Genomic DNA, 25,906 nt, shown 5'->3' with positions numbered 1-25,906 from the left:
ATCATGAATTATACAACCAATACCCTACGTACCCTGGTAGTAGCCGTGAGCCTGGCCTTTTTGAGCTCCTGCTCTACTGACTTTATTGATCTACAGGACCCTAACGCGGTGGCCGCCACTACCTACTACCGCACTGAAAATGATGTTCAGTTAGCCGTAAATGGTATCTACCAATCGCTGCGGAGTGGTAACTCCATCGGGGAATCCAGCGGACTGTTCAACGAGGAGCGCTCGGACAATACCGGGCGGAACGATAACCAGTCGAATGCCGGTGAGCCCTTCCAGTTCAACGACTTCTCCCTACTGCCCAGCAATACCTACCTAAAAAGCCACTGGCTGGGCCTGTACCAGAGCATCTCGCGCTCCAATCAGGTACTTGACGGCATTGAAAGGGTTACTTTTACAGACAATTCCCTTAAAGAACAGTACAAGGCAGAAGCCAAATTTATCCGGGCGCTGATCTATTTCCACCTGGTGCGCAAATGGGGGGATGTACCTCTGGTTACGAAACAGCTGACCACCGCAGATGAAGTAAATGCCAGTACCTACCGGGAGAAACAGGAGGTAGTGTACCAGCAAATCGTAGCGGATCTGAAAGATGTGGTGGCTAGTCCGCTGCCTAATCTGCCTACGGCTGCCAACAAGGGAAGGGTTTCCAAAGCCGCCGGTAATGCCTTGCTGGGTCAGGTGTACCTGACTATGGCTACTACCCTGGATGCCTCCAATCGCACCACCAACCTCAACGAAGCCAAAAACTATCTCACGGCTGCTTATAACATGCGTACGTTCGGGAATCTGAAAGAGATTCCTTACGCGGATGTATTTGATGTAAGCAAGAAGACGACCAATCCGGAGTCCATATTCCAGATCGTGAACAAGCAGGGAGATATCAACTACTCCTCATCCATTGCCCGTAACAACCAGGCGAAAGGTGAAACTATTAACTCCCTGTTCACATCAAATGGTGCAGGAGGAAACGTAAAGATGGATCTGGTGAAGGACTATGAGGAGGGAGACGCCAGAAAAGATTACTCCATCAAATATGCTAACGATCCTATTGTCAAGGACTACTTCATCACGAAGTTCCGTGACAACAGTGCCGCGGCAACCACCAACGGCTTTGGGGGTAATGACTGGATACTGATCCGCTACGCGGATGTCATCCTGATGCTGGCGGAGGTACATATGCACCTGGGCGATGATGCCACAGCCATTAGCTTCCTGAACCAGGTTCGGGAAAGAGCTGGATTACCTACCTACGAGGTGGCCAAAGCGGATCCGGCTTACGCGGCTAAGTACCCAACCCTAAAGTTGGCGATTCTGCACGAACGACGCGTGGAACTGGCTTTCGAAAACCACCGCTGGTACGACCTGCTCCGTTTCTTTAACACCCAGGAGCTGGTAGCCTACTTCAAATCAAAGCCCCAGGCAGACTACGGGATTGCGAAACTTTCCAACTTTGGAACGAAAGACCGCTACTACCCCATTCCGTTTGACGAACATAAGCTCAGTCCTGAGAAAATGTACCAGAATGCCGGGTACTAAACCTGGATCTTAGTAAAGTATACGCCCTTTCAGGTATATATCTTTCCATATTACATTAATAAGCCCAACGCCTCAGAGGATACTATCTTCTGAGGCGTTGGGCGTTTAGGGGCATTCTGTTAATTAGCAACCGGCAAAAGATACCGGTAGCAGGTCATGATGGAGCTACTACTTTACTTCCAGCTCCGCTACCACCGGCAGGTGATCCGACGCGTATTTCTCGCTAATAACCCGGGTTGACTGTGCCTTAAAACCACCAGCCGGATTGTACATGATGAAGTCAATCGTACGGTTGGGCTTATCCACGGGTATGGTAGGCTCGCAGTTCTGCTGGCAGGTACGGGTAAAGTACTGGTCGAAGTAGTTGATGGTAGCACTACCGGGCAGGGCATTGAAGTCACCAGCCAGTATCATGGGGAGTTTGGCATCTTTAAAGTGCTTGACAATTTGTTCCGACTCCGTGACCCGATTGCCTTCTTTCAGATCCAGGTGGGTACTGGCAAAGATCACCTTCTTTTTGTTGGGTAGCTGTACCGTTACGGCGGCTACGGCCCGGTCTTCGCCGCCCAGTTCCGGATTGCGGGGCAGCAGGTAACCCACCGAATCCACGATCGGCAGGCGGGATAGTACCGCCACCCCGTACTCGCCCCCCTGGTGGTCAAGGGCTTTCATAAAAAATGACTTCATGCCCGTGAGGCGAGCCAGTTCGCGGGCCTGGTTTAGCTCCTTGCCCGACCGCTCGGTATAATTATCCACTTCCTGTAGGGCTACCAGATCCGGCTTCTCCTGATTGATCACCCGGGCAATGGCCTCTACGTCAATCTTCACCTTCTCGGAGGGTGGATTGCAGTGGTGGATGTTGTAGGTCATTACCTTCAGGTTGGCTTTGGCAGCCACAGGATCTTTCTTTCCCTCTATTTGATTGGTAAAGCCAAGGGAGAATAAAGCGGAAAGGATACTTAGGGTAAAAACAGATCTTTTCATTAGAAAAATTAATAAGCTATTGGGGATAGGAATAGACAGCCGCAATTTAAACTACTTTCTTAGAAAGCGTGTACTTGCCCACCAGCTCTCCGTCATCCCGGATCATTTTCAGGTTAAGTTCTTTTCTGGTAGCGTGAAGTTTGATCAGCGTACGTTTTCCTTCCAAAGGTCCGCCACCGATCACAATGGGGAACGAATGGGTACTATCCGCATCGTGGGTCGCGTAACGGTGGGTATGTCCCGAGATCTGAAGGTCAATTTTAGCTTTGTTCAGGATAGGGCCAAATTGCTCCCGACAGTGCAGGGTCCCGTGCCAGTCGCCGGAGTGCCAGGGGGAAATATGGATCAATACTACACGGAATGCAGCCTTCTTAAAAGCTTCGGACATGACTTCTTTTTCAAGCCACCGTCTCTGTACGTCCCGGTAGCGATCAAAGGCCGATAGTCCGCCGTACTCCACACTGTCGTCGGTTTTGTCCTCACCCGAATCCAGAACGACAAAATGTACCGGACCGCGGGTAAAGGAGTAGTAGTATTTGTTTTCGGGGTAGGCGTAGTAGTGGGGTATGTGCCTGGCAAAACTACCCCGGCACTCATGATTACCCTGGGTAAGGATAAAAGGTACTTCCGTAGCAAAGACATCCACCGAGGGCTTGATCAGGTGATCCACCATCTGCTTTTCTTCGGTCACCCAGTCAAAACAATCCCCGTTAAAGACCACCATATCGTAATCACGGGTGTTGCCGGTATAGCCGTGGCGGTAGAGGAGTTGCGGGATAATCTGAGGGCGGTCATGGATATCATTCAGGACTACCAGCTTTACCTCTTCATCGGTAGGAGCAGGCGTTTTGAACGAGAACATGGGGCTCGTGATGGTTTCACCGAACTCTACCTTTGATCCTTTATACCCCAGTACCTCCGTGGACACAATTCTGTATTTATGGTCCGTACCGGGCTTGAGACCGGTCAGGGTTACCTTATTGATCCGGTTGTTGGCTTCGATCAACCCATTGGTATAGCCAAACTCCCGCTTGCTGGTATGGGTACCGGCTCCGTACTCCACCCAGCTGAAGCAGTTCTTGTGGGTGATCCACATTACGGTTACCTCATCAGTGCCTATATTCTGCAGGTAAGGTCCCACGACAAAATGGTTCTTTTCATCGGCTTGGGGCTGTGGTGCGCCATCAGCCAGGGCAGTGGCAGCGGGTAGCAGGCTTAATGTTCCCGCCGCTGCTATTTTTTCGAGAAAGGCTCTTCTATTGGAATGCATAAAGGTGAGATGGGTTGGTTTATACGTAAGAAGCAAGCAACTCACTAATCCTAGCGGGTTGCCTGCTTCTTTTTTACACGTTATTCAAAATCAATTACTTCCAGTTTGGATTTTGGGTCAGTTTTGGATTCAACAGGATTTCCTGGGTGGGCAGGGGGTAGAGGTAATCCCTTGATTCATTCCAAACCTTGTTGATATGCCCGTTGATCACGATGTTACCTCCCTTGTTCCCGTTTTCGAGTGAGATCTCACTGCCCAGTTTCAGGATCTGAGCGCCCGGTACGGTGGGTTTGGTACCCTCGTAGATCACCAGATCCACCTTGCCATCTTTGTCCAGATCAAAATTACCCGGGCCGGGGAAGTACATTCCTTTGAAGGGCCTGGTCAGGAGCTGACCTTCTTTCCAGCGGATGATATCGTCCCAGCGGAAGAAGTTCTCCATCACCAGCTCTACGCGTCGCTCTCGACGTATTTCCAGCAGAACACCCTGGTTAGCTCCTTTGAGCTGGGGGTACATGTCGGCCTGGTAAGGATCGGGTTTGGCATTAGCGTCTGCCATATTGATGTTGGGCATTCCTACCCGATCGCGGATCAGCTTGATCGAACGGTCCAGATCCGCCTGGGTCAGGGTACCCCGCTCGGCCTTTGCCTCGGCAAAGTTCAGCAAGACTTCGGCGTAGCGGAAGATGGGCATATCCGTGATGTCCTTGTTGAAGGTATCCCACTTGGGTTCCGATACAAATTTGATCAGCTGGTAGCCCGTAACCGTAGCTCCAAATTCCGGTACCAGCCGGGTCGTCTCCCCGATACGGGTATAGCCAGGTGTCCGGATGGTCTGGGAGAGACGTGGGTCGCGGTTCTGTACCTCATCGAAGAACTGCATCGTATCGTAACCCGGTATATCCGTGAAGCGCGAGCCATCGGCCATCAGGTAGCTATTGACCAGTTTCTTCTCCAGACCCGGACGTCCGTAGGAAGCAGTCATGGTGTAGTAGTTCAGGTTGTGATATACCTGTGCCTCATCGCTAAAGTCACGGGCCAATATTACTTCCTCAGCAATGGCGTTATCCGACGAGAACAACCGTTGGTAGGCGGTCTGGGGTGTCGCCTTGTAGATGGTGTAGCCACTGTTTTTCATCAGCTCATCCGAAGCCTCAATACATTCATCCAGAAATTGGCCGGCATTGGGCAGGTTGGCTTCTGGATGGTACTTGCGGAAGGTACCTTCGTACAGAGCTACCCTGGATTTCAGAGCCAGGGCCGTCCATTTGGTGACCGTATTGAGCTGACGCCCGGTACCCAGATTGGCAATGGCATAATCAAGGTCAGCCATGACGGAGTCCATCACCATGGCCCGCGGATCCCGCGCCTTGGTAAGCATTTCGGTGTCGTTGCTTTCCATGGGCTTTGAGTACCAGGGTACATCACCGAATCGCTTGACCATACCGAAGTAGAAGTAAGCGCGGAAAAATCGGGCGAGGCCATTGTATTTTGCGACGGCTTTGGGATCCGGGCATTTATTCGAATTAGCCAGGAAGTAGTTGATGTTACGGAGGGTTCCCCAGCTCCATCCTCCCCCACTGGTAGGTACCACCCGGGTTCCTCTCAGCTCGTCGCGGAGACTGGTTTTTACTACGTTATCTACATCTTCATTGTATACATCCTCCGCGCCGGGAAGGGCGTTGTAAAATGAATTGGTATAAAGCTGAAGATCATTTTCGGTTTTGAAAAAGGTCTCGGGTGCAATGGCATCCTGAGGCAGCAGGTCCAGATCACAGGATACCAGTCCCAATGCTATGGCTAGGCAACTAATAGTTCTTTTCATAGGTACTACGTAAGTAAGCCGGTTTAGAAATTAATGGTAAGACCAGCAGAGTAAGTTTTGGACATGGGATACGTTCTACCGTTGGTAGCATCGCCATCCAGTTGTTCCGGATCGATGTACCTGGAACGGAGCGGCGTGTAGGTAAGCAGGTTTTCACCACTTACATAGATACGGGCGCGTGGTACCCGGATCTTACGGGTGAGGCTTTCGGGGAAGGTATAGCCAAGTACTACGTTTTTCAGACGCAGGTACCCCACGTTCTGAATGTACCGGTCATTAGCAGCCGTGAGATCGCCCCCGTTGTTGAGCGCCGTATACCCACGCAGCAGCGGGAAGTAGGCATCGGGATTCTCCGGCGTCCAGACATCATCCGAAAAGTTCTCAGGAATAAAGGAGTAGTACGGACGTGAATAGGGCCCCCAGAACTTGTCGGCGTTGTTGCCCGGGTACCAGTGCTTACGCCAGATACCCTGGGCCAGTACCGATAGGTCTATGCCATTCCAGCTGGCACCGAGGTTCATCCCGTACCGGTAGCGGGCCCGGCTGTTCCCTATGATCTTCAGGTCACCGTGGTCTTCCAATGTATTGGCCCCCTGGTCGATCTTGCCGTTACCATCCAGGTCAATAAATTTGAGATCACCCGCCTGCAGCTTGCTCCATTCGCCGGGAGCATTGAGGCGCTGACGGTTCACGATGGTCTGGTCTACTTCGTAAGCCTGAGCCTCTTCGTTGGTTTGGAACATTCCGTCGATGGAATACCCCCAGATCTCACCAATGGTCTGTCCTACGTAGCGGTTCGATAAGATCTTGTTCGGGTTATCGTACTTAGTGATGGTAGACTTGGAATCGGAGAGAATGAAAGATGCATTGTACGAAAGCGGCTTACCGGCTACGTTCAGCTTATCTCTCCACGATATAGCCAGTTCAAAGCCTTTGGTCTGCAGGTCTCCGGCGTTCTCGGTGGGTACCGATGCTCCATATACGGCAGGAATTACTTTGCCTGGTATGAGCATATCCGTGGTATTCCGGATATAGGCATCAAACGTAAAGTTCAGACGGTTGTTCAGGACATCCGCATCCAGACCTATGTTGGAGGTAGTGGCTTTTTCCCAGGTCAGATTGGGTGAAATAGGATTGGGTGTATTCACCTGGAAAAGCTTTTGTCCGTTGTCCAGCCATCCTGACTGTGACGTGGGCATGATAGAAATATAAGGGTAGAAGCTGGCAGAGTTGGTATTGGAAGGCAGCTGATTACCCAGTGTACCGTAGGAGCCTCTCACCTTCAGGTTATTCACTACCCTACGAGCGGGCTCAAAGAACGACTCTTCGCTGATTCTCCATCCGGCTGATACCGAAGGGAAGAAGCCATAGCGACTGCCGGCGCCAAAACGGGATGTACCGTCGTAGCGACCATTGACTTCAAGGAGGTACTTACCACTGTAGTCGTAGTTCATACGGAAGAAGGCACCAAACAAGGCATACTGGTACGATCCGCCCCCAGAGAGCTGCTCACCGGTACCCAGGTTCATATCATTGAGGCTCTCGGAAAGCAGGTTTCTACGGGCACCGTACAGGCGATGGTGTTTTTTGGATTCGTAGTTCAGACCGGCCGTAGCTCCCACGAAATGTTTACCGAACGTCTGGTTGAAAGAGGTGAAAACGTTTGTCACGTTCATCGGATCAAACGTCATGGTTTTGCTGTACTGATCCGAATTGTAGTTAGGAACCGGAATCAGCACACCGGGTTGAATAGAGTACCTGGCCACCGCGGAACGGTACCAGTTATCAGCTATGTAGAACGAGTAGGAGTGATTGGCTACCAGGTTCCAGTTTTTTGTGAAGTCTATGGTAACCGAGTTGATAGTAGTTAATTCATGGACTTTATTTGCACCACCCGCTACCCCATTCAGCAGGTTGGCAAACAGACCGTCCCCTATGGAATAGTTGTTCTTCAGGGTGTTATAGGTAGCGGTACCATCGGGGTTACGGGGAGCATAGGCCGGCATGGCGTGTACCGTAATGGCTACGAAGTTGGCATTGGCACCACCCTCCCGACCCGGGTACGTATATTGGGAGTCAAAGTACTGGGTGTTGTTACTTACTTTGAGCCAGGGCGTCAGTTGTGCGTTGATCTTGCTACGAAGTGTATAGGAAGTAAACTTGTCCGTATTGAGGCGCATGATCCCGTCTTTCTGAAAGGCCAGGCCCGACAGGTAGTAGTTGATTTTGTCGGTACCTCCCGAAAGACTCAGGTTATGCTGACTCGTAGGCTGAGTCATGTTAAAGAGCGTATTCCACCAGTCGTAATTGCCGTAGTAGTTATAAATCTCCCGGCCATTCACGTTTTTGACTACCGTCCAGGGCCGGTCAGGATGCTCGGTCTTGTCATACCGGCGCGCTTCCAGCTCTTTATAATCTTCATCCGAATACCGGGTGTAGGTATTACCGGTGGCCCGTCTGAAGGCTTCATCGTTGAGCATCGTGTGCTCGTACCCGTTGGTCATGAACCGGGTACTTACCGTCGGAGTAGACCAGCCAAAATTGTTGCCGTAGGATATGCTGGTCTTGCCACTCTTAGCGGTTTTGGTAGTGACCAGGATTACCCCAAACGCTCCCCGTGCCCCGTAGATGGCCGAGGCTGCCGCATCCTTCAGGACCGATACCGACTCCACGTCATTGGGATTGATCCGGTTGATATCTCCGGGTACTCCATCGATCAGGACCAGTGGGCCTCCCCCGTTGATAGAGGTTTCCCCCCTTACGTTCAGGCTACCCCCCTGGCCGGGCTGTCCGGTGCTGAAGGTGATGTTCAGGTTGGGGACCATTCCCTGAAGGATCTGGGACAAGTTGTTGAGGGGCCGGTCCTGCAGGTCACGGGCCTGGATCTGGCTAACGGCTCCGGTGAGGTTTACCCGCTTCTGGGTACCGTATCCTACTACGACCAGCTCTTCCAGGACCTTGTTGTCAGCCGCCAGGGTTACATCCAGCACCCGGCGATTACCTACCGGTACTTCCTGCGGCGTGTAGCCCACGAAGCTAAACACCAGCACGGACTCTTCTCCCGGTACAGTGAGTTCGTAGTTGCCGCTTCCGTCGGTCGTGGTACCCTGCGAGGTACCTTTGACTACCACGCTTACTCCCGGCAGTGCTCCCTGTCCATCAGAGGCGACTACCGTACCTTTTACTCTGAACGCCTGCGGAGATACCTCTTTGAGGGTAGTTAAGCGTGCTAGCTTGTGACGCTCATCAATCACCTTTTGATTACCTGCGCGATCGGTAACCTGTTCGCCGGTGATACGTCTTTCTGCGGATACCGGCATCGTCAGGAACAAACTCAACGGCAGCGCAAGAGTACCCAGTAAACTTGTTTTCATACAATTGTGACAGTTAAATAAGAAGAAGGCTACAAAGACCTGTAATGTCCTGGTAGCTGCATCAGTAAAGGGAATAGGCCACAAAAGTAGTCGTGTAGTTACAAGTAGATGTTAAGCAGGAATTAAGGATTTATTACCTGTTTGGAGGAATGGTAATAAAATCTTTAAGAGTAAAATGACCCGATGAATTGCTGGAGAATGAAGCTTTGTGAGCTTTGAACGAATGGTATGATACGTATGATTGGATAAGGCTTTGAAAGTGAGGCAACTTCTGATAGTACTATTTGAAATTAGTACTGACAGCAAGATTAGTACCCTGGTTTATGGGCAAATGCCCCGGGTGATGGAGTTAAACCCATACTTCTTCCGTTTGCGACAGGGTCAATACCAGAGTTTAGTCAGGCCGCTGCTATATAGTAGCCTCGGTAGTGATGGCTTCGGAATGCACAGGCAGTAACACCGTAAAAGTAGCTCCTTGTCCGGGGGTACTTTGGGCCACAATGGTACCCTGATGATTTTCGACGATTTTCCGGCATATGGCTAATCCAATACCCGTGCCGGAGTATTTTTTCTGGTCATTGAGCCGCTGGAAGATGGTGAATATTTTCTGGCTGTATCGGGGATCAAATCCAATGCCGTTGTCCGAAACCTGTATGGCCCAGTAAGGGTGCTCTGCCGGTAGGGGGCCGTACTGGGTGTTTGATCCGGGAGGTAGCTGATTGGCCGTGATCCGGATCTCCGGGTTTTCCTGGCTGAACTTGATGGCATTACTGATCAGGTTGGAGAAGAGCTGACCCAACTGGTGCGGGATACCTTTCACCACCGGAAGATCTTTATAGATGATGGTAGCTGCTTTCTGCTGAATCAGCATTTCAAAATCTGATTTCACCGTTTCGATCGTCGCATTCAGATCCGTTTCCATAAAGCCTTCTTCAGAACGTGACAGTCGGGAGTAGCTCAGCAGATCCCGAATGAGGAATGTCATTCGCTCGGCTGCCGAATGTACCTTGTCCAGATACACCGCAGTCTGTTCCTCATCATGCCGCCTGCTCCGTATCAAATCCGTAAATACCTGGATTTTGCGCAGAGGCTCCTGCAGGTCATGGGATGCCACGTAGGCAAACTGCTCGAGATCAATGTTTGATTTTACCAGTTCTTCGTTGGCTACTTTCAGCTTCTCATTGGCTTCCATGATACTGGTAATATCATGACCGACCAGCAGGGCACCATACACTTCCTCCCCTTCTTTCAGGGGTACACAGTAGGTTTCGAAATACCCGGGTATTATGGCCGACTGCGTGACGGTGCTGTGTGATGTCTGGCCCTGCAACGCCAGCAAAACATCCCGGTGAATGGAAGAGCCGACCGTTTGCGGAAAAAGGTCGGTATAGCATTTCCCAAGTATATCTTCCCGGTTTACCTTATATATCTGCTCAAACTTCCGATTAATGGTCGTATATCGCAGATCCCGGTCCAGTACAGCTATGACATGCACCGACGAATCAATGATCGTCTCTACAAATTCGTTTTTCTTCTTCAGTTCCTGATTGGCCAGTTCCAGTTCAAGGGTTCGTTCGCGTACCTTCTGCTCGAGGCTATGGTTAAACTGTCTGATTTCATGGTTCTGTTCTTCAATCCGCGTCAGCATGTTATTGAAGGCATCCGTGAGCAGTCCCAGCTCATCGTTCCCTGATTTTTGGGCCCTTACGGAGTAGTCAAACTCCTGTGAAACGACCCGGGCTGTTTCGGCCAGCGAAAGGATGGGTCCCGAGATTACTTTCTGTAATGTACGGGATAAGCTATACGCGAGCAGGAATGAAATACCGACCATACCAAAGGCAATGAGGCCATAAAGCTGAAGCCGCTGGTACATGGCATCCATGGATAGTTTTACATATAACGTACCCAGGCGTTTGTTGCCCTGAATGACGGGCTCAAAGCCTTCCAGATGAGACGCAGTAAATACATACCCATTATCAGTAGGCGTATCTGGAAATGCAGGAGCCGCAAGAGTATCGGGGTACCTCGAAAAAAGGTGCCCCTCATCATCATACAGTCCGGCCACTACGATGTACCTCTCAGCCTGCAGGGCCTGCAGGATTTCAGTCCCCTCCCTGGGATCATCAAAAGCCAGGGCGGCGGTACTGTTGGTAGCTACTATCTTGGCGATCGTTGATAGCTGGGCCTGGGTAACCTGACGAAATGTAACAAGCTCATAGATAAAATAACAGGCATAGGTCAGAAGCAGAACGGCTCCGCTGGTCAGTAGCATGACCCGCATCAATTTCTCTTGTATGGGTATATTATTCAGTTTCATAGAAGAGAGATTATTGAACTAGTTCAGCCAGGCGCAGTAACTTGGAACTGATGGTAAGTCCGGCGGCCTTGGCCGTTTCCGGCTGGATCTGTAACCTGATCTTGCCGCTCAGTGTATAAAACCGGATTATACCCCCCTTCGTAATAAAATCAGGGGCATCACCAACCGTCAGTACGGCTCTTTTCTGCACCGCAGTCAGTACCTCCTGGAGTGGCTGTTCCTGTCCGGATGGTACATAAAGAATATGACATGGCTTGATATCCTTCACATCTTTATAGTACTGAACCGTAATCGGATGGTTTTCTTTTTTTTCACCCGACACCGTTTCTTTCAGGTAGGTACCAAAGGGATTTTCGCCCAGCACCCCAATTACAAAAGGAGCGTCATCCGTTGCGAAGGAGCTTTCGGGCCACATTACGAATTGAGTAAAGTTATATAAAAAAACGGCTTTTACCTTATACTCAAGGGAAGGAGTTGATTGTGCCGGCAGCCGGTTAGGTATGAATACGCCAAGAAAGATACCAAGTACCACCACCAACCCGTTACGGATAGATTGCCTTACAAGTGCAGGTAGATACGTTGTTTTCAAAACCGACCAACTAGTTTAACGTAAACACTTCGTGGGATAAGGAGCGGTCCAAATTCAGCATGTTGCTTCTTCCACAGATTTTGTCCAACTATAGATAGCTCCACGGGCCCCAGGGTATACGCCAGGCGAGCATCCATGGTGAAGTAAGCCGGTACCCGAATGGTGGCGAACGTCTGGGGCAACTGGTCCAGGTAGCGGCCCTTGACATCCAGCTGCCAGTTCCGGTAAAGATCCAGTATTGAATGCAAAAGTACCTGATGGCGCGCGTCATTACCCAGGTAGGACGGATCAAAGTTACGGCCTGGTTTGGCGCGCAGGTCTTTCATAAAGTAGGTATATCCCGAACGCAGCCGCCACTGGGGCAACACCTGGTAGTTTCCGGCAAACTCTACTCCCCATGATTCCCCTTCTGAGCCGTTCTGGATCTGGTAGGTAAGCGTGTTCGGCAGGGCCTCTACGCTGTACACATCACGGTAAACGTTATAGAAGCCAGCCAGTGAGAGCGACGAGTAAGGCGTAGGCTGCAGCCGGTACCCCAGCTCATAAGCTACCAGCTTTTCAGACACAAAGTCAGGACCGCCCGCTACACTGGGTTTGTCAGCCGGAACCGGATAGGCCGGAAGGAAATAATCTACATCCAGGCGAGTTGGGGTTCGGACGGCTCTTGAAACAGCACTCCATACCGTAGTACCTTCACGGGTCCAGGCCATACGTACACTGGGCTGAATCTCAAAACCCGAATATACATTGTGCAGAAACTTGGTACCGACGATTAGCCTGATGCGTTCGCCCACCTGTATTTCGTCCTGCAGAAAGGCGGTGTATAAAGGCAGCTTCCTGAAACGCGGTATGATACCTATGGCATCTGACTGGAAATGAGCGTCGTCACTGGATAACCGGTATCCGGCGCCCCACAGTACCTGATGGCGCTCTTTAACGGCAAACCTGTGCTGAAAGTCAACATCGTAGGTCTTCATTTCATCGGATCCGCCGGAAGGGACATCACTCCGGAAGTAGCGGTCATAGTACAGCTGCAGGCTCAGGTCTGATCGGTTCGAGAGGGTATGCTTCCAGCGCCCGAGTACATTTTCTCCGTTCAATCCTGAGTTACCACCCGCTGTCTTTCTGATTCCTCCGTACAAGTCGCCCTGGAAGGTAAGCACATCCGCAGCAGTGGGAGTCCAGTCGGCCCGGAAGCCCCCCTGCGTAATCCGCCAGGCATCCTGGCTGTCGCTGCCATCCGGCATGAGGGTTGGGTTGCGGTCCATGTGCTGTCCGTATACCCGGTAGGTTAGGTTCTTGCCTATACGGCCTCCGTAACGAGCCGCCAGCCTATCCCGCACAAAGGTACCTACCGAAGCGGCAGCGTAAGTTCTTTGGGTCTGGGCCGAAGATTTCGTCACTATATTGATTACTCCGTTGACCGCATTAGCTCCCCATAGCGTTCCTCCCGGGCCACTTACTACTTCAATGCGCTCGACATCTTCCAGCAGTACATTCTGAAGCTCCCAGAGTACCCCTCCGAAAAAAGGAGTATACACGGTGCGCCCATCGATCATGACCAGGAGCTTATTGGCAAATATAGTATTGAAGCCGCGCGAGCTGATGATCCAGGTATTGGCATTGTACTGAGCCACCTGCAGGTTGGTGACAAGCCGGAGCGCCTCGGGAATATTGGTAGCACCGGACCTCCGAATAGCTTCACCCGTGATGACCTGTACCGCGGAGGCTGCTTCTGAAAGTTTTTGAGGCGTTCTGGAAACCAGATTCACCTCAATATCCATAAGCTCTTCGATGGAGAGCCTTTTAAGATCTTCAGGCATTTCTGTGACCTCCTGCTGCGCGACCCCCATCCGGGGTAACAACAGGCTGGTTGTAAATAAGAAAATAAATAGTACTCCTATGAAACGATGACAGCCATAAGGAGGGAAATTCATTGTGTCCGGATTTTCTGTGTAGAAATAAGTGCGGGAAGAGAATATATAGGGTCAGGCTGAGCACTAACGAAAAGAATGGTTAGGTCTACCAATCCGATGACCAGGCCAGGGTTAACCTTGTCATCTACTTTATCATCAATCAGAAAACAGCGTAAAGAATGATTCATCCAGTTGTACTTATGATCTCATTTAACTTGAATTAGTTGATACTATATAACAACCAGTACAATCTGTTATATAGTAAGGTCTAATTTATGAATGGTTACTAATGTTATTATTCTGAGTTTTTATATAAGCAACAACTGCTAAACATATAACTTACTTTTTTGTTTAAAAGGATTTAAACATTGCTTTTATTAGCTGCTACCAAAGACCTGGCCAGGTAAAAGCCCAGCCCCTTGCCTGATACTAACTCCGCTTTATATTTACATCTAATTATCTATTTTTACGATATTGGTCTTGCCAGTTACGGTACCATATCTTACGATTTGTGAATCCGCAATTTATAGTCTGGCTCCTACCATTTTGCAGAATTCCCTGAACAGAAAAAGCCAATGAAGCCGAAGTTTATAGCAATAAGTGATACCATTATTGAAAAAATAAGATCTGGAGAATTACAGCCAGGGGATCAGATTCCGTCTGAGAATGAGTTGATCAAGAGCTATAACGTAAGCAATACAACGGCCCGCAAAAGCCTGCTGGATATTGAATCAAAAGGCTGGGCCAAGCGAATCAAAGGGAAAGGTACCTATGTACTCAACCGGACGCCGGATCATCACCTGGTACGTACGCTGGGATCTATTTACGCAACCCGCCGCGGCTTCCACGAGAGCCTGATCGCGGAGGGGTTTCAGCCCAGAAATCTGGTTCTTGAGAAAACGATCCTGCCCGATGGTATTTCGTCGGAGATTGGCGGTAAACATTTTATCATCGATGGGCCGGTGCTAAAGATACACCAGTTACGCTATGCCGATGAGGAGATTATCAAGGATGAAACCAAGTACATATCCCTGAAGCTGTGCCCGAACATCAACCGGATGCCCACCGAAATCTCCTACTTCAAAGTATACGAGAGTACCTACCACCTCAAGATTGAAGAAGTAAAGCAGACGCTGAGTACGGAAATTATTCAACCCGACTCGTCTGAAAATAATTTTGAGCTGAAAAAGGCCACGGCTATGTTCATACTGGACAGTGCCGTCGTAAGTACAAAAAATAAGGTAGTCGAGATCGAACGTTCCCTCTACCGCGGAGATAAATATAAATTTGCCATTATTGCGAGCCCTGACTACAAGGACAATGGCCAAAAGCCTGATTGATATCCGCTTATGGCTGCTCCACCAGCCACTCGGCAATGGTTTGGGCAATTAGTTCGTGTCCCGACTGGTTGGGGTGATTGACGTGAGACATGTACTCTTTTAACTTTCCACTGGCTGCTATTTTTTTGAATGCCACGTAAGGATCAGCCAGCCCTATTCCATACTTTATTGCCAGTTGTCTGATCTGTTCCGTGTGTTGTTCCAGTGGGTTATCAGCTGCCAGTATATCTACCCGCTGGTCGGGCGAGGGCGTGACCAGTATAACCTTGATGTTTTGAGCCAGGGCTTTCCGGATCATATCTTCCCAGGCTTCCTTTGATTTTTCCAAGCCTATAAACCGGTCATTGAGAGCATAGTCGATCAGCAGTACATCCGGGCGGTGTACCAGTACTTCTTTTTCCAGCCGGGCATTTCCTTTTTGTGAGTTCTCGCCACCAATGGCCGTTACGATCGTATTGATGACCGCGTAAGGGTACTTCTCCTTAAGCGCTTTCAGCACCAGATGGGGGTACGACTCCAGCGTATGTACTTCGTGGTCGTGCCAGAACCCCGCCGGAACCGAGTGCCCGTGGAAGACAATATTGACCGTGCGGTTCTTAGGCCATACTGCGTTGAGTTGCTTTTTTACATCCGCCAGGTACGCCTTTTTATCCGCCATCTGCGCCTGCTGTCCCCAGCCGGGTAACGAGAGCAGAAGCAGCGTGACTAGAGTCCAATGTAGGTACTTCATGGTTTTGTGGGTTTAACGGTCCAGAGGGTAACGGGGCCGAGTAGCCCCGATTTTTTAAGAGGTACTTCTCCCCAGGGGGTCAGGTTTTTGTTGGCTTTTACGATGTTGGTATTAGTAAATTTCTCTCCGGTCAGCGCGTCACCCGTCATGCGGTTGGACCAGGTATTGGCTACTTCTACTTTCAGCTGGTTCTCCCCTTCTCTGGCGGCTTCGGTAATATCATACCGGTGGGGCTTCGACCAGGTGATACCCATAGGCTTACCGTTCACCCATACTTCGGCGACTTTGGCTATATCTCCCAGATCCAGAAAAACACGTGTACCCTGAGCCATTTTACTGAGTTGAAAAGCCTTGTCATAGGCCGCTATGCCCGAAAAGTACCGGATGCCTTTTTCAGGTGCTTCCGTCCAGGAAATGAGTGTAGGAAAAGTGGACTTTTCGGGTGCTCCCCAGCCTTTGGGAAAGGTCAGGTTCCAGGAGCCTGTCAGGGTGGTAAGGGGCGACAGCGCTTCCACCCGCTGCATGGCGGTACCCTTTTTTACCTCTGTGGGCCTATTCGATAGGGTGTAAAAGCCATCTTTTGTGTAGTGGATCATCGGTATATCGGTACCGCTGCCAGCCACTGGTTGGAAGTGCGCTCGGGGCTTTTCGTTGGTGAATACGACAAAGTAGGTACCATGCGGAGGAAGAGTAAGAGGCAGGGCCGTTTGAGTACTGGTCTGCTCGTAAATAGATACGGGTGCTACCTCGCCTGTTACCGGATCCCAGAGCTGTGGGGCTTTACCCTTTTGACGGAAGAGGCAGCTTTTGGTTACCCACTGGTCGGTGGTGTTGCGGATCAGGTAGAAGTCATTGCCATTTTTGGCGTAATGGATGTAGTCCAGGGCACCCTCTTTCTGGCCGGAATAGCTGAAGTCAGGAGCCACCTGCAGGCTTTCCAGTACCAGCAGTGGACTGGTGCCCGCGTATATTTTTCCTTTTTCACGTGCCTTACCATTGAATGGCTTTGTCGTCCACAAGGGATCAGCAATAGCTGCCAGCCGGGTACTTGCCCCTGGCTGCTGGCTCAGGCCGGCCGTACCTGCTGGTTTTTGACCTACTATGATAGCTCCCTGCCGGACCAGTTCCCTGATTTTAGCCAGGGCTTCGGGGTTCATCTCGGATTCATTACCCAGCGTTAGTACCTTGTACCTACCCACACCCGGCAGCACCAGTTCTCCCCTGTCGACCGTCAGGTTTTTAATGAGTACTTCGGTATTTATAATTTCGTAGTCGTAGCCAGGGCCGACACTAAACCGCGTGTTCTTGGGTGGTACCAGGTTGGGTACCTTATCACCGTAGTAGTAGAGGACATCCGCCACAAAATCGGTTTGCTGAAGTATGTAGGAGATCCGGCTCAGGTACTCGTTAAACGGTTTGATCTTAGGCCACCAGGCGCGCCGGTCGTTGTAGTGGGTACCCGCAAAGTAGGCGATGCCCGGGTAGCCAAAGCCGGTCGGGTTGTGGGTGAAGCCGTGGATCACCAGGCGGTTCATTCCTTCGCAAAAGGCGCGATCAGCGATGGTCTTCAGGTCAGCGGGACCTTCCTGCCAGTCCCAGTAGCTGGTGAAGGCTTCCTCTTCCACCATACCCCGTTTGTAGATATGCGAAGCCGCCGCAATCTCCTTCACCAGCCAGATCAGATCCACGATACTGTCTTTGTCGAAAAACGTACGGTTGTACCAGAATTCGCCGCGGGGAATATCCAGTGACCCCAGCGCTTTAAGCGTTTCGACTGGTATGTGGTGCAGGTGTCCCGGCCCACCGGCTTCGGAAGTGATTTTTAGGCCGTACCGGTTGCAGATCTCATTCGACTTCCGGTAGTGGTTGTTGATCATCAACTCCGAAAATGTCTTCGTGAAGTCGAAGTGGAAGCCTTCGTAGGTTTTGGGAGCAAATACCTCCGGAGTGTACACGGCCGGCAGGAATTTATAAATGTCGTAGCCGTGCAGCTGGCGAAAGGTAGCGGGCAACGAGGAGGTCCAGGTAAATTCCTTGGCTTCGTAGCTGGCCAGGTACAGGTACTTCAGGGCACTTTTGCCAAGATCGCCCAGGCGGGGCTGCAGGCGGTTGATGAAGTACATAAGGTGCATCTCGGTGGCCGTCGAATCAAAGTGATCAATGATCGGTCCCTGCGAGTTAGGCGTAGGGCGGATCAGCTGCTCACCGGAGTTGGAACAGACGTAGCGGTACACGTCCCAGTTGCCGGCGGGTGCTTTCCAGGAGAGTGTTTCTGTTTTAGGATCAAAGTACCTGCTCACGTTGACTATGGCCGAGGTATCTGCCAGATGACGGGCACCGGCTGGTACTGCAATCACCGCTACCTCTTCCTTATATACGGGTCGTCCGGTTTCGTCGTACTCGATCTGGCGCGGGTTGCCGTTCCGGTCGGGTGTAATGGTCGGGAAGGGCAGCTTTAACGAAGCGGATTGATTTCCGGACAGAGGCGTTTTTGAGAAGTAAAGGGTTTTGGCCGCGTGTTTGGGCTGCACCCAACTCCCTCCGGCATTCCAGCTACTGGCCAGGTTCAGCCCTACTTCCAGGTCTAGTTTACCGGCCTCCTTTATGGCCATTTCGATTACATCCAGGGATTCATCCCCCATATAGGCCGGACCCGCCGGTATGATGCCATTGGGATCGCTGGCAGGTGGTAGCCCGATTTCGAAGATATCGACTCCACCCAGTCCGGCATTTTTGATAGCCAGTAGTTCTTCTTTCAGCCGCACCTTATCTACATAGCCATTGAGCCACCACCAGTATACCTTGGGGCGTGCCTGGATCGGGGGATTTTTAAAACCAGCTTGTATGACCTCCAGACTAACTACTGGTATACTGCTCTTACGGAACGAAAAGAACAGGGCAGCCACCGTGATAGTGAGGAGGCTGAGAATCTTCCACCGGTTTAGTCGTGTCTTCGAAGCGTAGGATAGATATTGGTTAAAGCTTACCATTAGCTGTTATTTTAACAGGTTGAACAGTATGGATAGTAACGGGACCCATAAGGCCTGACTCTACCAGTGGTGTTTCCGACCACAGCAACTCACGCGAGCCCCGCACTTTCAGGTTGGTCTGGGTATAGTTCTCCTTTTCGTTGATATCACCAATGATCCGGTTGGACCAGGTGTTGATCACCTCTACCCGCAGCGTATTCTCTCCCGGTTTGATGCTATCGGTCACATCGTATCGGTACGGGGCGGCCCAGGTAATTCCCAGAGGTTTTCCATTGAGCCATACGTCGGCTACCTTACCTACTTTACCCAGATCCAGATATACCCGTTCGGTCTGATGGGCGGGCCTGGTGTAGTTGAATGTCTTGGTGTACACACCGGACCCGGAGTAGTGCGCTATGCCTTTATCAGGTGATTGAGTCCAAGAGATAAGCTGCGGGAAAGTTGCTTTTTCGGGGGCGCCCCAGCCTTTGGTGAACTGGACATCCCACGCCCCTATGATGGGTTGAGCCTGTATGGTATTCTCTACTTTCAGGGGCTTTGAGCCTCCCGTCAATTCGTAGGTACCATTCTCCATAAACTCCAACCCCTGCGGCGTATACGTAAACAGGGGTGGATGCGATGTGGCTGAGGCTATCGCTTTATACCCTGGCCCCGCAGTACTCTTTCGGTTGAAAACTACAAAGTAAGAACCGTAGGGACCGAAGGTTAGGGGTACCTGTACCTGATCACCAGCCTGATTATAGATATTGATTGGAATAGTCTCTCCCGTTACTGGATTCCAGAGTTCTGGTGCCTTGCCCAGCTGTCGAAAGGAAATGTACCTGGAGATGGCTTTATCGCTGGTATTTCGGATAAAGTAAAAGTCCAGATCTCCTTTCCGGTGGTGAATATAGTCCAGTACCGGCTGGCTCTTTCCCATATAGTCCAGTCGATCAGAGCCTTTGTCGGGGTAGTCAAAATCGGGTTTGACGTTCAGTGCCTGCAGGATCTGTAGTGATGGAGTGGTAAAAACCTTGCCTTTTTTTAGAGCATCGGCTGAAAATTGACCCGATCCGCTCCACAGGCGGTCGGCTACTGCCTTGCTGGGTCCCCAAACCTTCGTCGGCTTGTTACCCGTTATGATGGCTCCGGCCTTAGCCAGTTCTTCCAGTTTGAGGAGTACCGCCGGGTCATTGCCTATAATCTCGTCCAGCGCCAGTACTTTGAACTGTACCCCGTACGGCAGGGTGAGTAGTCCATCCTTGACGGTAAGATCTTTTAGCAGTTTTTCGGTATTGATGATTTCATAGTCATATCCGGAGCCAACGGCAAAGCGGGTGTTTTTAGGCGTACCGAAGTTGGGTACCCGGTTGCCGTAGTAGTAGAGTACATCCGCGACAAAATCCGTTTCCTGCAGGAGGTACGATACCCGGGCCAGGTAGTCGTTAAAAGGTTTTACTTTGGGCCACCAGGTGGTCTTGACGTTGAAATGGGTACCGGCGGCATATACATTGCCTGGAAAACCCGCCCGGGTAGGGTTATGGGTAAACCCATGAATCACTGCCCGGCTCATGCCTTCGCAGAATGCCCGGTCGCCGATGGGACGCATATCACCGGGACCCTCCTGCCAGTTCTGGAAGCTGGTGAAAGCTTCCAGTTCGGTGATCTTACGCTGGTAGAGATGAGATGCAGCCGCAATCTCCTTGACCAGCATCAGCAGGTCAATGCTGTCTTTGGAATCATCAAACCGGGCGTGGTTGATCCAGAACTCCCCCCGGGGCACATCCAGCGAACCCAGCGCTTTGATGGCCTCAACGGGTACATTATGAAGTGGTGGACCGGGCCCCCCCGATTCGGAGATCAGATTCAGTCCGTAGCTGTTGGCAATTTCCCTTCCCTTCCGGTAATGATTATTGATCATCAGTTCGGAAATCGTCAGGTTCAGATCCTGCCGGAAGCGTTCGGTCGTTGCCTGATCAAAAGCCTGCTTGTTGAAGATATAGGGAAGAAACTTGTCCACCTCGTAGCCATTCAGCCGCTTGAACTCCCGGGCGAGCGAAGGTGTCCACAGCGCGTTCTTGGCTTCGAAGCTGGCCAGGTACAGGTTCTTTAAAGCGGTTTTCCTAAAATCACCCAGTACCGGCTTCAGACGGTTGATGAAGTACATGAAGTGCATGCGGGTGGCCGTGGAATCGAAATGGTCAATGATTGGGCCCTTCGAGTTAGGGCTGGGCACCAGCAGCGGGTCGCCGGAGTTGGAGCAGACGTAGCGGTGGATTTCCCAGGAACCCATAGGTACCTGCCAGTTCAGTGTTTCGGATTTGGGATCAAAGTAGCGGGAGACGTTGACGATGCGGGCGGTATCCAGGTAGTTGCCTGACTGAACCGGAATGGCCAGAACTGCCACTTCCAGACTGTACACGGGCTTCCCGTCCGGCCTGAACTGGATCAGCAGTTCGTTGCCCTTCGCGTCTTTGCGGGGAATGTCCGGGAAAGGTACCTTGATAGCCTGACGACCCGGTTTATCCACTGCTATTTTAGAAAAGTAAAGTGACTTGGCGGCATGCTCCGGCGTGACCCAGCTGCCACCGGCGTTCCAGCTGCTGGCCAGGTTCAGGCCTACTTCCAGGCCCAGCTTCATCGCTTCTCTGATAGCCATCGTAATGGTATTCAGCGATTCATCCCCCATAAAGGCTGGACCCGCCGGTACCAGCCCATCGTGTCTGAAGCCGATCTCAAAAATATCTACTCCACCGAGCCCGGCGTTCCTGATGCTCCGCAATTCTTCTTTTAACAGGGTGGTATCGGTATGGCCGTTGAGCCACCACCAGTACACTTTGGCGCGGGCGGTACCCTGGGGATCTTTAAAACTAGCCTGCATGGTTTTCAGGTCTTGACTCCAGCCAGAAAGGGATATAGAACCCAGTATCCAACAGCAGATGAGGAAAGAGAAAATCGGTGATGTAGGGTTAACTATTTTCATATCAGGTAAGGGTTAGGATGCATTGCTAATACTATCAGGGAATCGCGTGCGTGTCCCGGGTGGATGATTTCCACTGCGACAGGTTCTTTCTGAGCCGCTCCTTTACCGGTTGGTAGTTGGTTTCGTAGGCCAGGTTCCTGGTCTCACCGGGATCGTTCCACAGGTCGAACAGCTGCTCGTTGTTGGCTCCCTGGTTGTATACATTGTACTTATACCGCTGGTCCCTGATCATACGGGCGTGGCGCGATTGATTTTCTTTGTCATCTTCGAGTTGTACCACTACGTAGCTGCGCAGGGTAGCATCCGGATTTTCCAGTACTTTCCGTAGGCTGGTACCCGTGAAGGCCGGGTGATTGGTGATGCCGGCATAGTCGCACAAGGTAGGTGCCAGATCGATATTAGACACGAGTTGATTCCGATCAATACGTCCTGCGGGAATGTGGCCTTTCCAGCTAATGCCAAAAGGTACCGAAACAGCTTCTTCGTACAGACTCAGCTTGGCCGCCCATTTGTGGGCCGCCGATCCGTCACCGTGGTCGCTGGTGAACACGATAATGGTATTCTCATCCAGCTTCCGCTCGCGCAGAGCGCTCATGATCTTACCAATCTCCCCATCCACCTTCTCCGCAAAACGGTAGTAGTGGTAGAGGTAAGCCTGCCAGTCGGCTTCTGTATAGTGTTGGGTTCGGAGCAGTTCATCCCCGTAATGATCCATCTGCCGCTTCTCCTCCAGCCACTGGGGTTCCTTCAACGGAGGATTGAAATTAGCAGGTAATGGAGGTAGCGGGTCTTTGATCTGGGAGGCTTTGGCGTAGTTAGCCGGCTGCCGGGGGACGTGGCATATATCATGTGGGTTGTGGAGAGACACCGCCAGTATAAAAGGGCTGGTATCCTTGTATTCTTTCAGGTACTTTACGGCCGCGTCGGCAATGGGTTGATCCGTATCTTCGCCCAGTTCCCATGATTCCTTAGCCAGGTGGACGGGAAGCACCTTGAATCCATTTACAGAATCCTTACCGGATTTAGCCGGGTACGCCTCGGGCAGGTGCCACTTTCCGGCCCAGGCGGTATTGTAGCCTGCTTTGCTAAAAATAGTACCGATGGTAGGGGTGGAAGCAGATATATGGGTAGAGTTCCAGACCACACCCGTTTCGTGGGGCATCCGTCCGGTAAGCAGACTGCTCCGGGATGGTCCGCATACGGGTGAACTGCAATATGATTCGGTAAAGTAGACACCGCTTTTAGCCAGGGCATCCATGTTGGGGGTTTTAAGGTTTGGATTCCCCATCAGACTCAGACAGTCATTGGTTTGTTGATCTGTCATGATGATCAGGACGTTGGGGCGCTTGGGAGCTGGTTCACCAGGTGTCGCCATAAAACCGTACAGCAGCGCTGCTGCGCATAGTATAGTTGTTAGTAAGCCTGCCTTCTTCATGGTATTCTCTTTATGTTTTTTACTATACCTCTATTGAATCAGCGCCCCGTCTGTTTTCAACTTACCACGACACGACCAGATCTCCCGTTATATTTTCCACCACGTAATGCCTGCCCAGTTTCTGGTCCCCCTCCTTGAAAGAGATCCTTCCGGTCTTCCAGGGGTAGTCAGCATTGACATAAGCCCGGAACTGCTGATCTGTAACATGCGCTTCGGGATAGATACGTACCGTAGCATTTTTCAACCCCTCCACCCGGTACCGCTTGGTAACGTCCTTCTGACCGGAGTGAAGTTCCTTAAAAGATAGGATACCCTCATTCTGCTCTACGAATACCCGACACTCGCGATTCCAGGAGGTAGGCATGGTATAGGAAGAATGTCCCTTGTCCAGCCGGGTCTCCAGGCCCAGGAGCAGCGGCGCACCCTGCTGAAAGCGGAAGCGCTGCTTCACGGTACTATTGGGATTGTACCCTGAGAAGATAAACGCATTGTTGGAGCGAGATACGGTAAGTACCGGATTCTTGACGGTAGGATCCTGCTTCTCTACCAGATGGCTGATACCGAACTCCGGCAGGACGTAGCGCAGGTGGAGCGGGCCGATGAAGTATTGGTCCGGATCATCGGGTGTAAGCAGGCGGCCACCCGTAAAACTGCTGGAGTTGGTACCCCGCAGGTAGGCCACTTTTCCACCCTGCCAGTCCGGTTGGGTTCGTACCCACACGGCATCGCGACTTTTACCTCCCTGCTCTACCTGTACCAGCAGTTTGGTACCGGCGTCGTTCCGGTTTTTGAGCATGGAGCGAAAGCCTCCTCCACTGAACAGAGGCCGGTGGTTGATGACGTTGGGGGATACTTTTTCGACTAGGTCAGTCGAATAGTTGGTCTTGACCTTAAACTCACCATTGAGCGGAGCTTCGTTTTTCAGATTCAGAAAGTCCAGAAAAGCCGGGCTGGAATGGTCGGTAGGTCCGAAAATAATAAGCTTGCCTCCTTTCTGAACAAAGCTTATCAGCGCCTTTTCCAGCGATGAGCCCGCATCCGGCGCTATGGTCACCAAGGTAGATTCTTTGAAGTAGTCCGGCGTCTGGCTGATAACCGATTGGAATGAAGTGGTAGAAATAACCGTGTTCAGGGGCAGACCGTTGTTGATGGCCTGGCGGATATACCAGTCGCCGTAGTATACCTCCTGCAAACGCTCTTCGGACTGGTACGCCCATTTGTGGTACTCGTCAAACGGATACACCCATACGAGCGGCCCCGGAGCCGTCGGAGCATCGTAGCGGGCTTTCAGGATGTGCGGGGTAACCTCGTCGGGTACCTGTGTAGGCATCTCACCCAGTGAGTTGTCGATGGTCAGGAAGTTCAGGTGCGTCGGGATGCCGATCCTACCTTTGGCGTCAATCCGGCTGACTGACATAGGCAGGTAGATGTCATGAGGTTCGCGTCCGTAGCGGTCCAGCCAGGGGCTGTTGAGCCACCAGGGGTCGTGTGTATAGTAGCGGAACAGGAAGCGGTTGTCGGGCAGCTCAGCCATGCGGGACATATAGCCTACCATTTCCAGGCCGAAATCACCATCCAGCGCCGCCCAGGGAGAATTGGGCGGGGGCAGCATGTTATACTTGCCTTCGTAAATCTGTTTCAGGTTCACGGCATCACGGGCCAGGTCAGCCCCTACTGACAGGTTGGTACCGCGGGTCTGGATCTGGAAGTGGGGGCACTCCTTACGGAACAGCTTCCAGAACTCGTTGATTTTGGTAGTTAAACCAGCCAGTTTTTCCTGCTCAAACTCTTTACCGGTAAAAGTAGCCCCGGTGGCCGACCAGCCTTCGGCCCCAAAACCGAAGCCGTTGCTGAACCAGATGTAATCAAAGCCCAGATCATTGAGGAAGTGCTGGCTCTGGCGGCCAAAAAAGGTGCCGAAAGGTGTATTGGCAGGAATACCCTTGGGAAAGCCAGCGTAGGATTCTTTATCGGTATTCAGTACCGAGTAGCTGCTTACGAAGCTTTTGTGTCCCATGGCGTTGCCACCCAGTATTTCCGGATGCTTTTTGTATTTGAATTCTGACTTGGCAAATTCCGGACCGGGATCAAAGGTAGCCCCCACCAGAACAGGTTTCCCCGTTACCTGCTTACCTACTTCTTTGAGAGTCTGAATGATAAATTTAAGGTCACCGTAGGTGAAGGCGGGCGGATTTTCCATGTAGAGGTAAGCCCGCTCGTGGATCGAAAGCTCCTCGGGGCCAGATCCAACCTCATGCTTCGTGTTGGGATTGCCCAGGTACTTGGCCCATTCAAGTGGTTGGCTGAGCGTGCCCTTGTAGTCCAGGATCTCGGAGCCATCGCTGGTCCATAGCATCACCGAAACGGTATCGGTATGGCGTAGCAGCGAATGCCACTGGGTAAACATCTCCTTAGCTACTTCCCGGATATAGGTTTTATCATTCTTCTTGAAAGGTTTAAGAGAGGACTCCAGCGTAATATTGTTGAAGGACTTGCCTTTCAGCGGGGAATCCAGAAGCTGCGCCCGGGCTGGCTGTGAGTAAAACCCGCAGCCCATCACCAGGCAAAAGAGGAAGACAATGTGTCTGTTCAGTGGCATTCGCATAGCTTGTACTAGTAGGTGATAAGG

14 protein-coding genes are annotated in these 25,906 nt (G+C 51.4%); 2 read left to right on the top strand and 12 right to left on the bottom strand.

What is annotated here, in order from left to right:
• The first annotated feature begins 3 nt into the window (after positions 1-3).
• Complete coding sequence (locus JTN23_RS15160; RefSeq protein ID WP_247235700.1) at positions 4-1,545, top strand: RagB/SusD family nutrient uptake outer membrane protein; 1,542 nt, start codon at positions 4-6, stop codon at positions 1,543-1,545.
• 168 nt (positions 1,546-1,713) lie between these two features.
• Here the strand turns inward: JTN23_RS15160 and JTN23_RS15155 are convergent, their stop codons facing one another.
• The 7 genes from JTN23_RS15155 to JTN23_RS15125 form a co-directional block, all read right to left on the bottom strand.
• A complete protein-coding gene (locus JTN23_RS15155; protein WP_247235699.1) occupies positions 1,714-2,529 on the bottom strand; it encodes an endonuclease/exonuclease/phosphatase family protein in 816 nt (271 codons plus the stop codon).
• A 46-nt stretch (positions 2,530-2,575) separates the two neighbouring features.
• Complete coding sequence (locus JTN23_RS15150) at positions 2,576-3,799, bottom strand: purple acid phosphatase family protein (RefSeq protein ID WP_247235698.1); 1,224 nt, start codon at positions 3,797-3,799, stop codon at positions 2,576-2,578.
• A gap of 94 nt (positions 3,800-3,893) precedes the next feature.
• A complete protein-coding gene (locus JTN23_RS15145; RefSeq protein WP_247235697.1) occupies positions 3,894-5,624 on the bottom strand; it encodes a RagB/SusD family nutrient uptake outer membrane protein in 1,731 nt (576 codons plus the stop codon).
• A 23-nt stretch (positions 5,625-5,647) separates the two neighbouring features.
• Positions 5,648-8,998: a SusC/RagA family TonB-linked outer membrane protein gene (locus JTN23_RS15140; RefSeq protein ID WP_247235696.1), complete on the bottom strand. Its 3,351-nt coding sequence runs from the start codon at positions 8,996-8,998 to the stop codon at positions 5,648-5,650.
• Positions 8,999-9,407: 409 nt separating this feature from the next.
• Positions 9,408-11,315 (bottom strand): sensor histidine kinase, YfiR-like protein-associated, encoded by a 1,908-nt coding sequence (locus tag JTN23_RS15135; protein WP_247235695.1) that lies wholly within the window; start codon positions 11,313-11,315, stop codon positions 9,408-9,410.
• A gap of 10 nt (positions 11,316-11,325) precedes the next feature.
• Entirely contained in the window at positions 11,326-11,904 is a 579-nt protein-coding gene (locus JTN23_RS15130; RefSeq protein ID WP_247235694.1) for a TOL_0243 family YfiR-like periplasmic protein, read from the bottom strand.
• Positions 11,901-13,841: a TOL_0244 family TonB-dependent receptor gene (locus JTN23_RS15125; RefSeq protein WP_247235693.1), complete on the bottom strand. Its 1,941-nt coding sequence runs from the start codon at positions 13,839-13,841 to the stop codon at positions 11,901-11,903. The genes JTN23_RS15130 and JTN23_RS15125 overlap by 4 nt, the downstream gene beginning before the upstream one ends.
• Positions 13,842-14,395: 554 nt before the next feature.
• Between JTN23_RS15125 and JTN23_RS15120 the strand changes: the two genes are divergently transcribed.
• Positions 14,396-15,160 carry a GntR family transcriptional regulator gene (locus JTN23_RS15120; protein ID WP_247235692.1) on the top strand — a complete coding sequence of 255 codons (765 nt, stop codon included), beginning with the start codon at positions 14,396-14,398 and terminating at the stop codon, positions 15,158-15,160.
• Between the two features lie 7 nt (positions 15,161-15,167).
• On the opposite strand, the gene JTN23_RS15115 is transcribed toward JTN23_RS15120, so the two are convergent.
• From JTN23_RS15115 to JTN23_RS15095, 5 genes are all read right to left on the bottom strand, one after another.
• Positions 15,168-15,890 (bottom strand): SGNH/GDSL hydrolase family protein, encoded by a 723-nt coding sequence (locus JTN23_RS15115; protein ID WP_247235691.1) that lies wholly within the window; start codon positions 15,888-15,890, stop codon positions 15,168-15,170.
• Complete coding sequence (locus tag JTN23_RS15110) at positions 15,887-18,880, bottom strand: glycosyl hydrolase (RefSeq protein ID WP_247235690.1); 2,994 nt, start codon at positions 18,878-18,880, stop codon at positions 15,887-15,889. Before JTN23_RS15110 ends, JTN23_RS15115 begins: the two co-directional genes overlap by 4 nt.
• Complete coding sequence (locus tag JTN23_RS15105; RefSeq protein ID WP_247235689.1) at positions 18,867-21,740, bottom strand: glycosyl hydrolase; 2,874 nt, start codon at positions 21,738-21,740, stop codon at positions 18,867-18,869. The genes JTN23_RS15110 and JTN23_RS15105 overlap by 14 nt, the downstream gene beginning before the upstream one ends.
• 136 nt (positions 21,741-21,876) lie before the next feature.
• Complete coding sequence (locus JTN23_RS15100; protein WP_247235688.1) at positions 21,877-23,277, bottom strand: sulfatase family protein; 1,401 nt, start codon at positions 23,275-23,277, stop codon at positions 21,877-21,879.
• A gap of 61 nt (positions 23,278-23,338) precedes the next feature.
• The gene (locus JTN23_RS15095) at positions 23,339-25,876 is read right to left on the bottom strand and encodes a hypothetical protein (protein ID WP_247235687.1); all 2,538 of its coding nucleotides are present in this window, start codon (positions 25,874-25,876) and stop codon (positions 23,339-23,341) included.
• Positions 25,877-25,906 lie beyond the last annotated feature (30 nt).

Source organism: Telluribacter roseus (assembly GCF_017355915.2).
Classification (GTDB): domain Bacteria; phylum Bacteroidota; class Bacteroidia; order Cytophagales; family Spirosomataceae; genus Telluribacter.
This window is presented reverse-complemented; position numbering and strand designations above follow the sequence as displayed.

What these genes read in the sequence shown, in the direction of transcription:
- JTN23_RS15140 (WP_247235696.1), bottom strand. Translation starts at nt 8,998, where the DNA reads ATGAAAACAAGTTTACTGGGTACTCTTGCGCTGCCGTTGAGTTTGTTC.
- JTN23_RS15105 (WP_247235689.1), bottom strand. Translation starts at nt 21,740, where the DNA reads ATGCAGGCTAGTTTTAAAGATCCCCAGGGTACCGCCCGCGCCAAAGTG.
- JTN23_RS15095 (WP_247235687.1), bottom strand. Translation starts at nt 25,876, where the DNA reads ATGCCACTGAACAGACACATTGTCTTCCTCTTTTGCCTGGTGATGGGC.
- JTN23_RS15145 (WP_247235697.1), bottom strand. Translation starts at nt 5,624, where the DNA reads ATGAAAAGAACTATTAGTTGCCTAGCCATAGCATTGGGACTGGTATCC.
- JTN23_RS15100 (WP_247235688.1), bottom strand. Translation starts at nt 23,277, where the DNA reads ATGAAGAAGGCAGGCTTACTAACAACTATACTATGCGCAGCAGCGCTG.
- JTN23_RS15110 (WP_247235690.1), bottom strand. Translation starts at nt 18,880, where the DNA reads ATGGTAAGCTTTAACCAATATCTATCCTACGCTTCGAAGACACGACTA.
- JTN23_RS15115 (WP_247235691.1), bottom strand. Translation starts at nt 15,890, where the DNA reads ATGAAGTACCTACATTGGACTCTAGTCACGCTGCTTCTGCTCTCGTTA.
- JTN23_RS15125 (WP_247235693.1), bottom strand. Translation starts at nt 13,841, where the DNA reads ATGAATTTCCCTCCTTATGGCTGTCATCGTTTCATAGGAGTACTATTT.
- JTN23_RS15120 (WP_247235692.1), top strand. Translation starts at nt 14,396, where the DNA reads ATGAAGCCGAAGTTTATAGCAATAAGTGATACCATTATTGAAAAAATA.
- JTN23_RS15155 (WP_247235699.1), bottom strand. Translation starts at nt 2,529, where the DNA reads ATGAAAAGATCTGTTTTTACCCTAAGTATCCTTTCCGCTTTATTCTCC.
- JTN23_RS15135 (WP_247235695.1), bottom strand. Translation starts at nt 11,315, where the DNA reads ATGAAACTGAATAATATACCCATACAAGAGAAATTGATGCGGGTCATG.
- JTN23_RS15150 (WP_247235698.1), bottom strand. Translation starts at nt 3,799, where the DNA reads ATGCATTCCAATAGAAGAGCCTTTCTCGAAAAAATAGCAGCGGCGGGA.
- JTN23_RS15160 (WP_247235700.1), top strand. Translation starts at nt 4, where the DNA reads ATGAATTATACAACCAATACCCTACGTACCCTGGTAGTAGCCGTGAGC.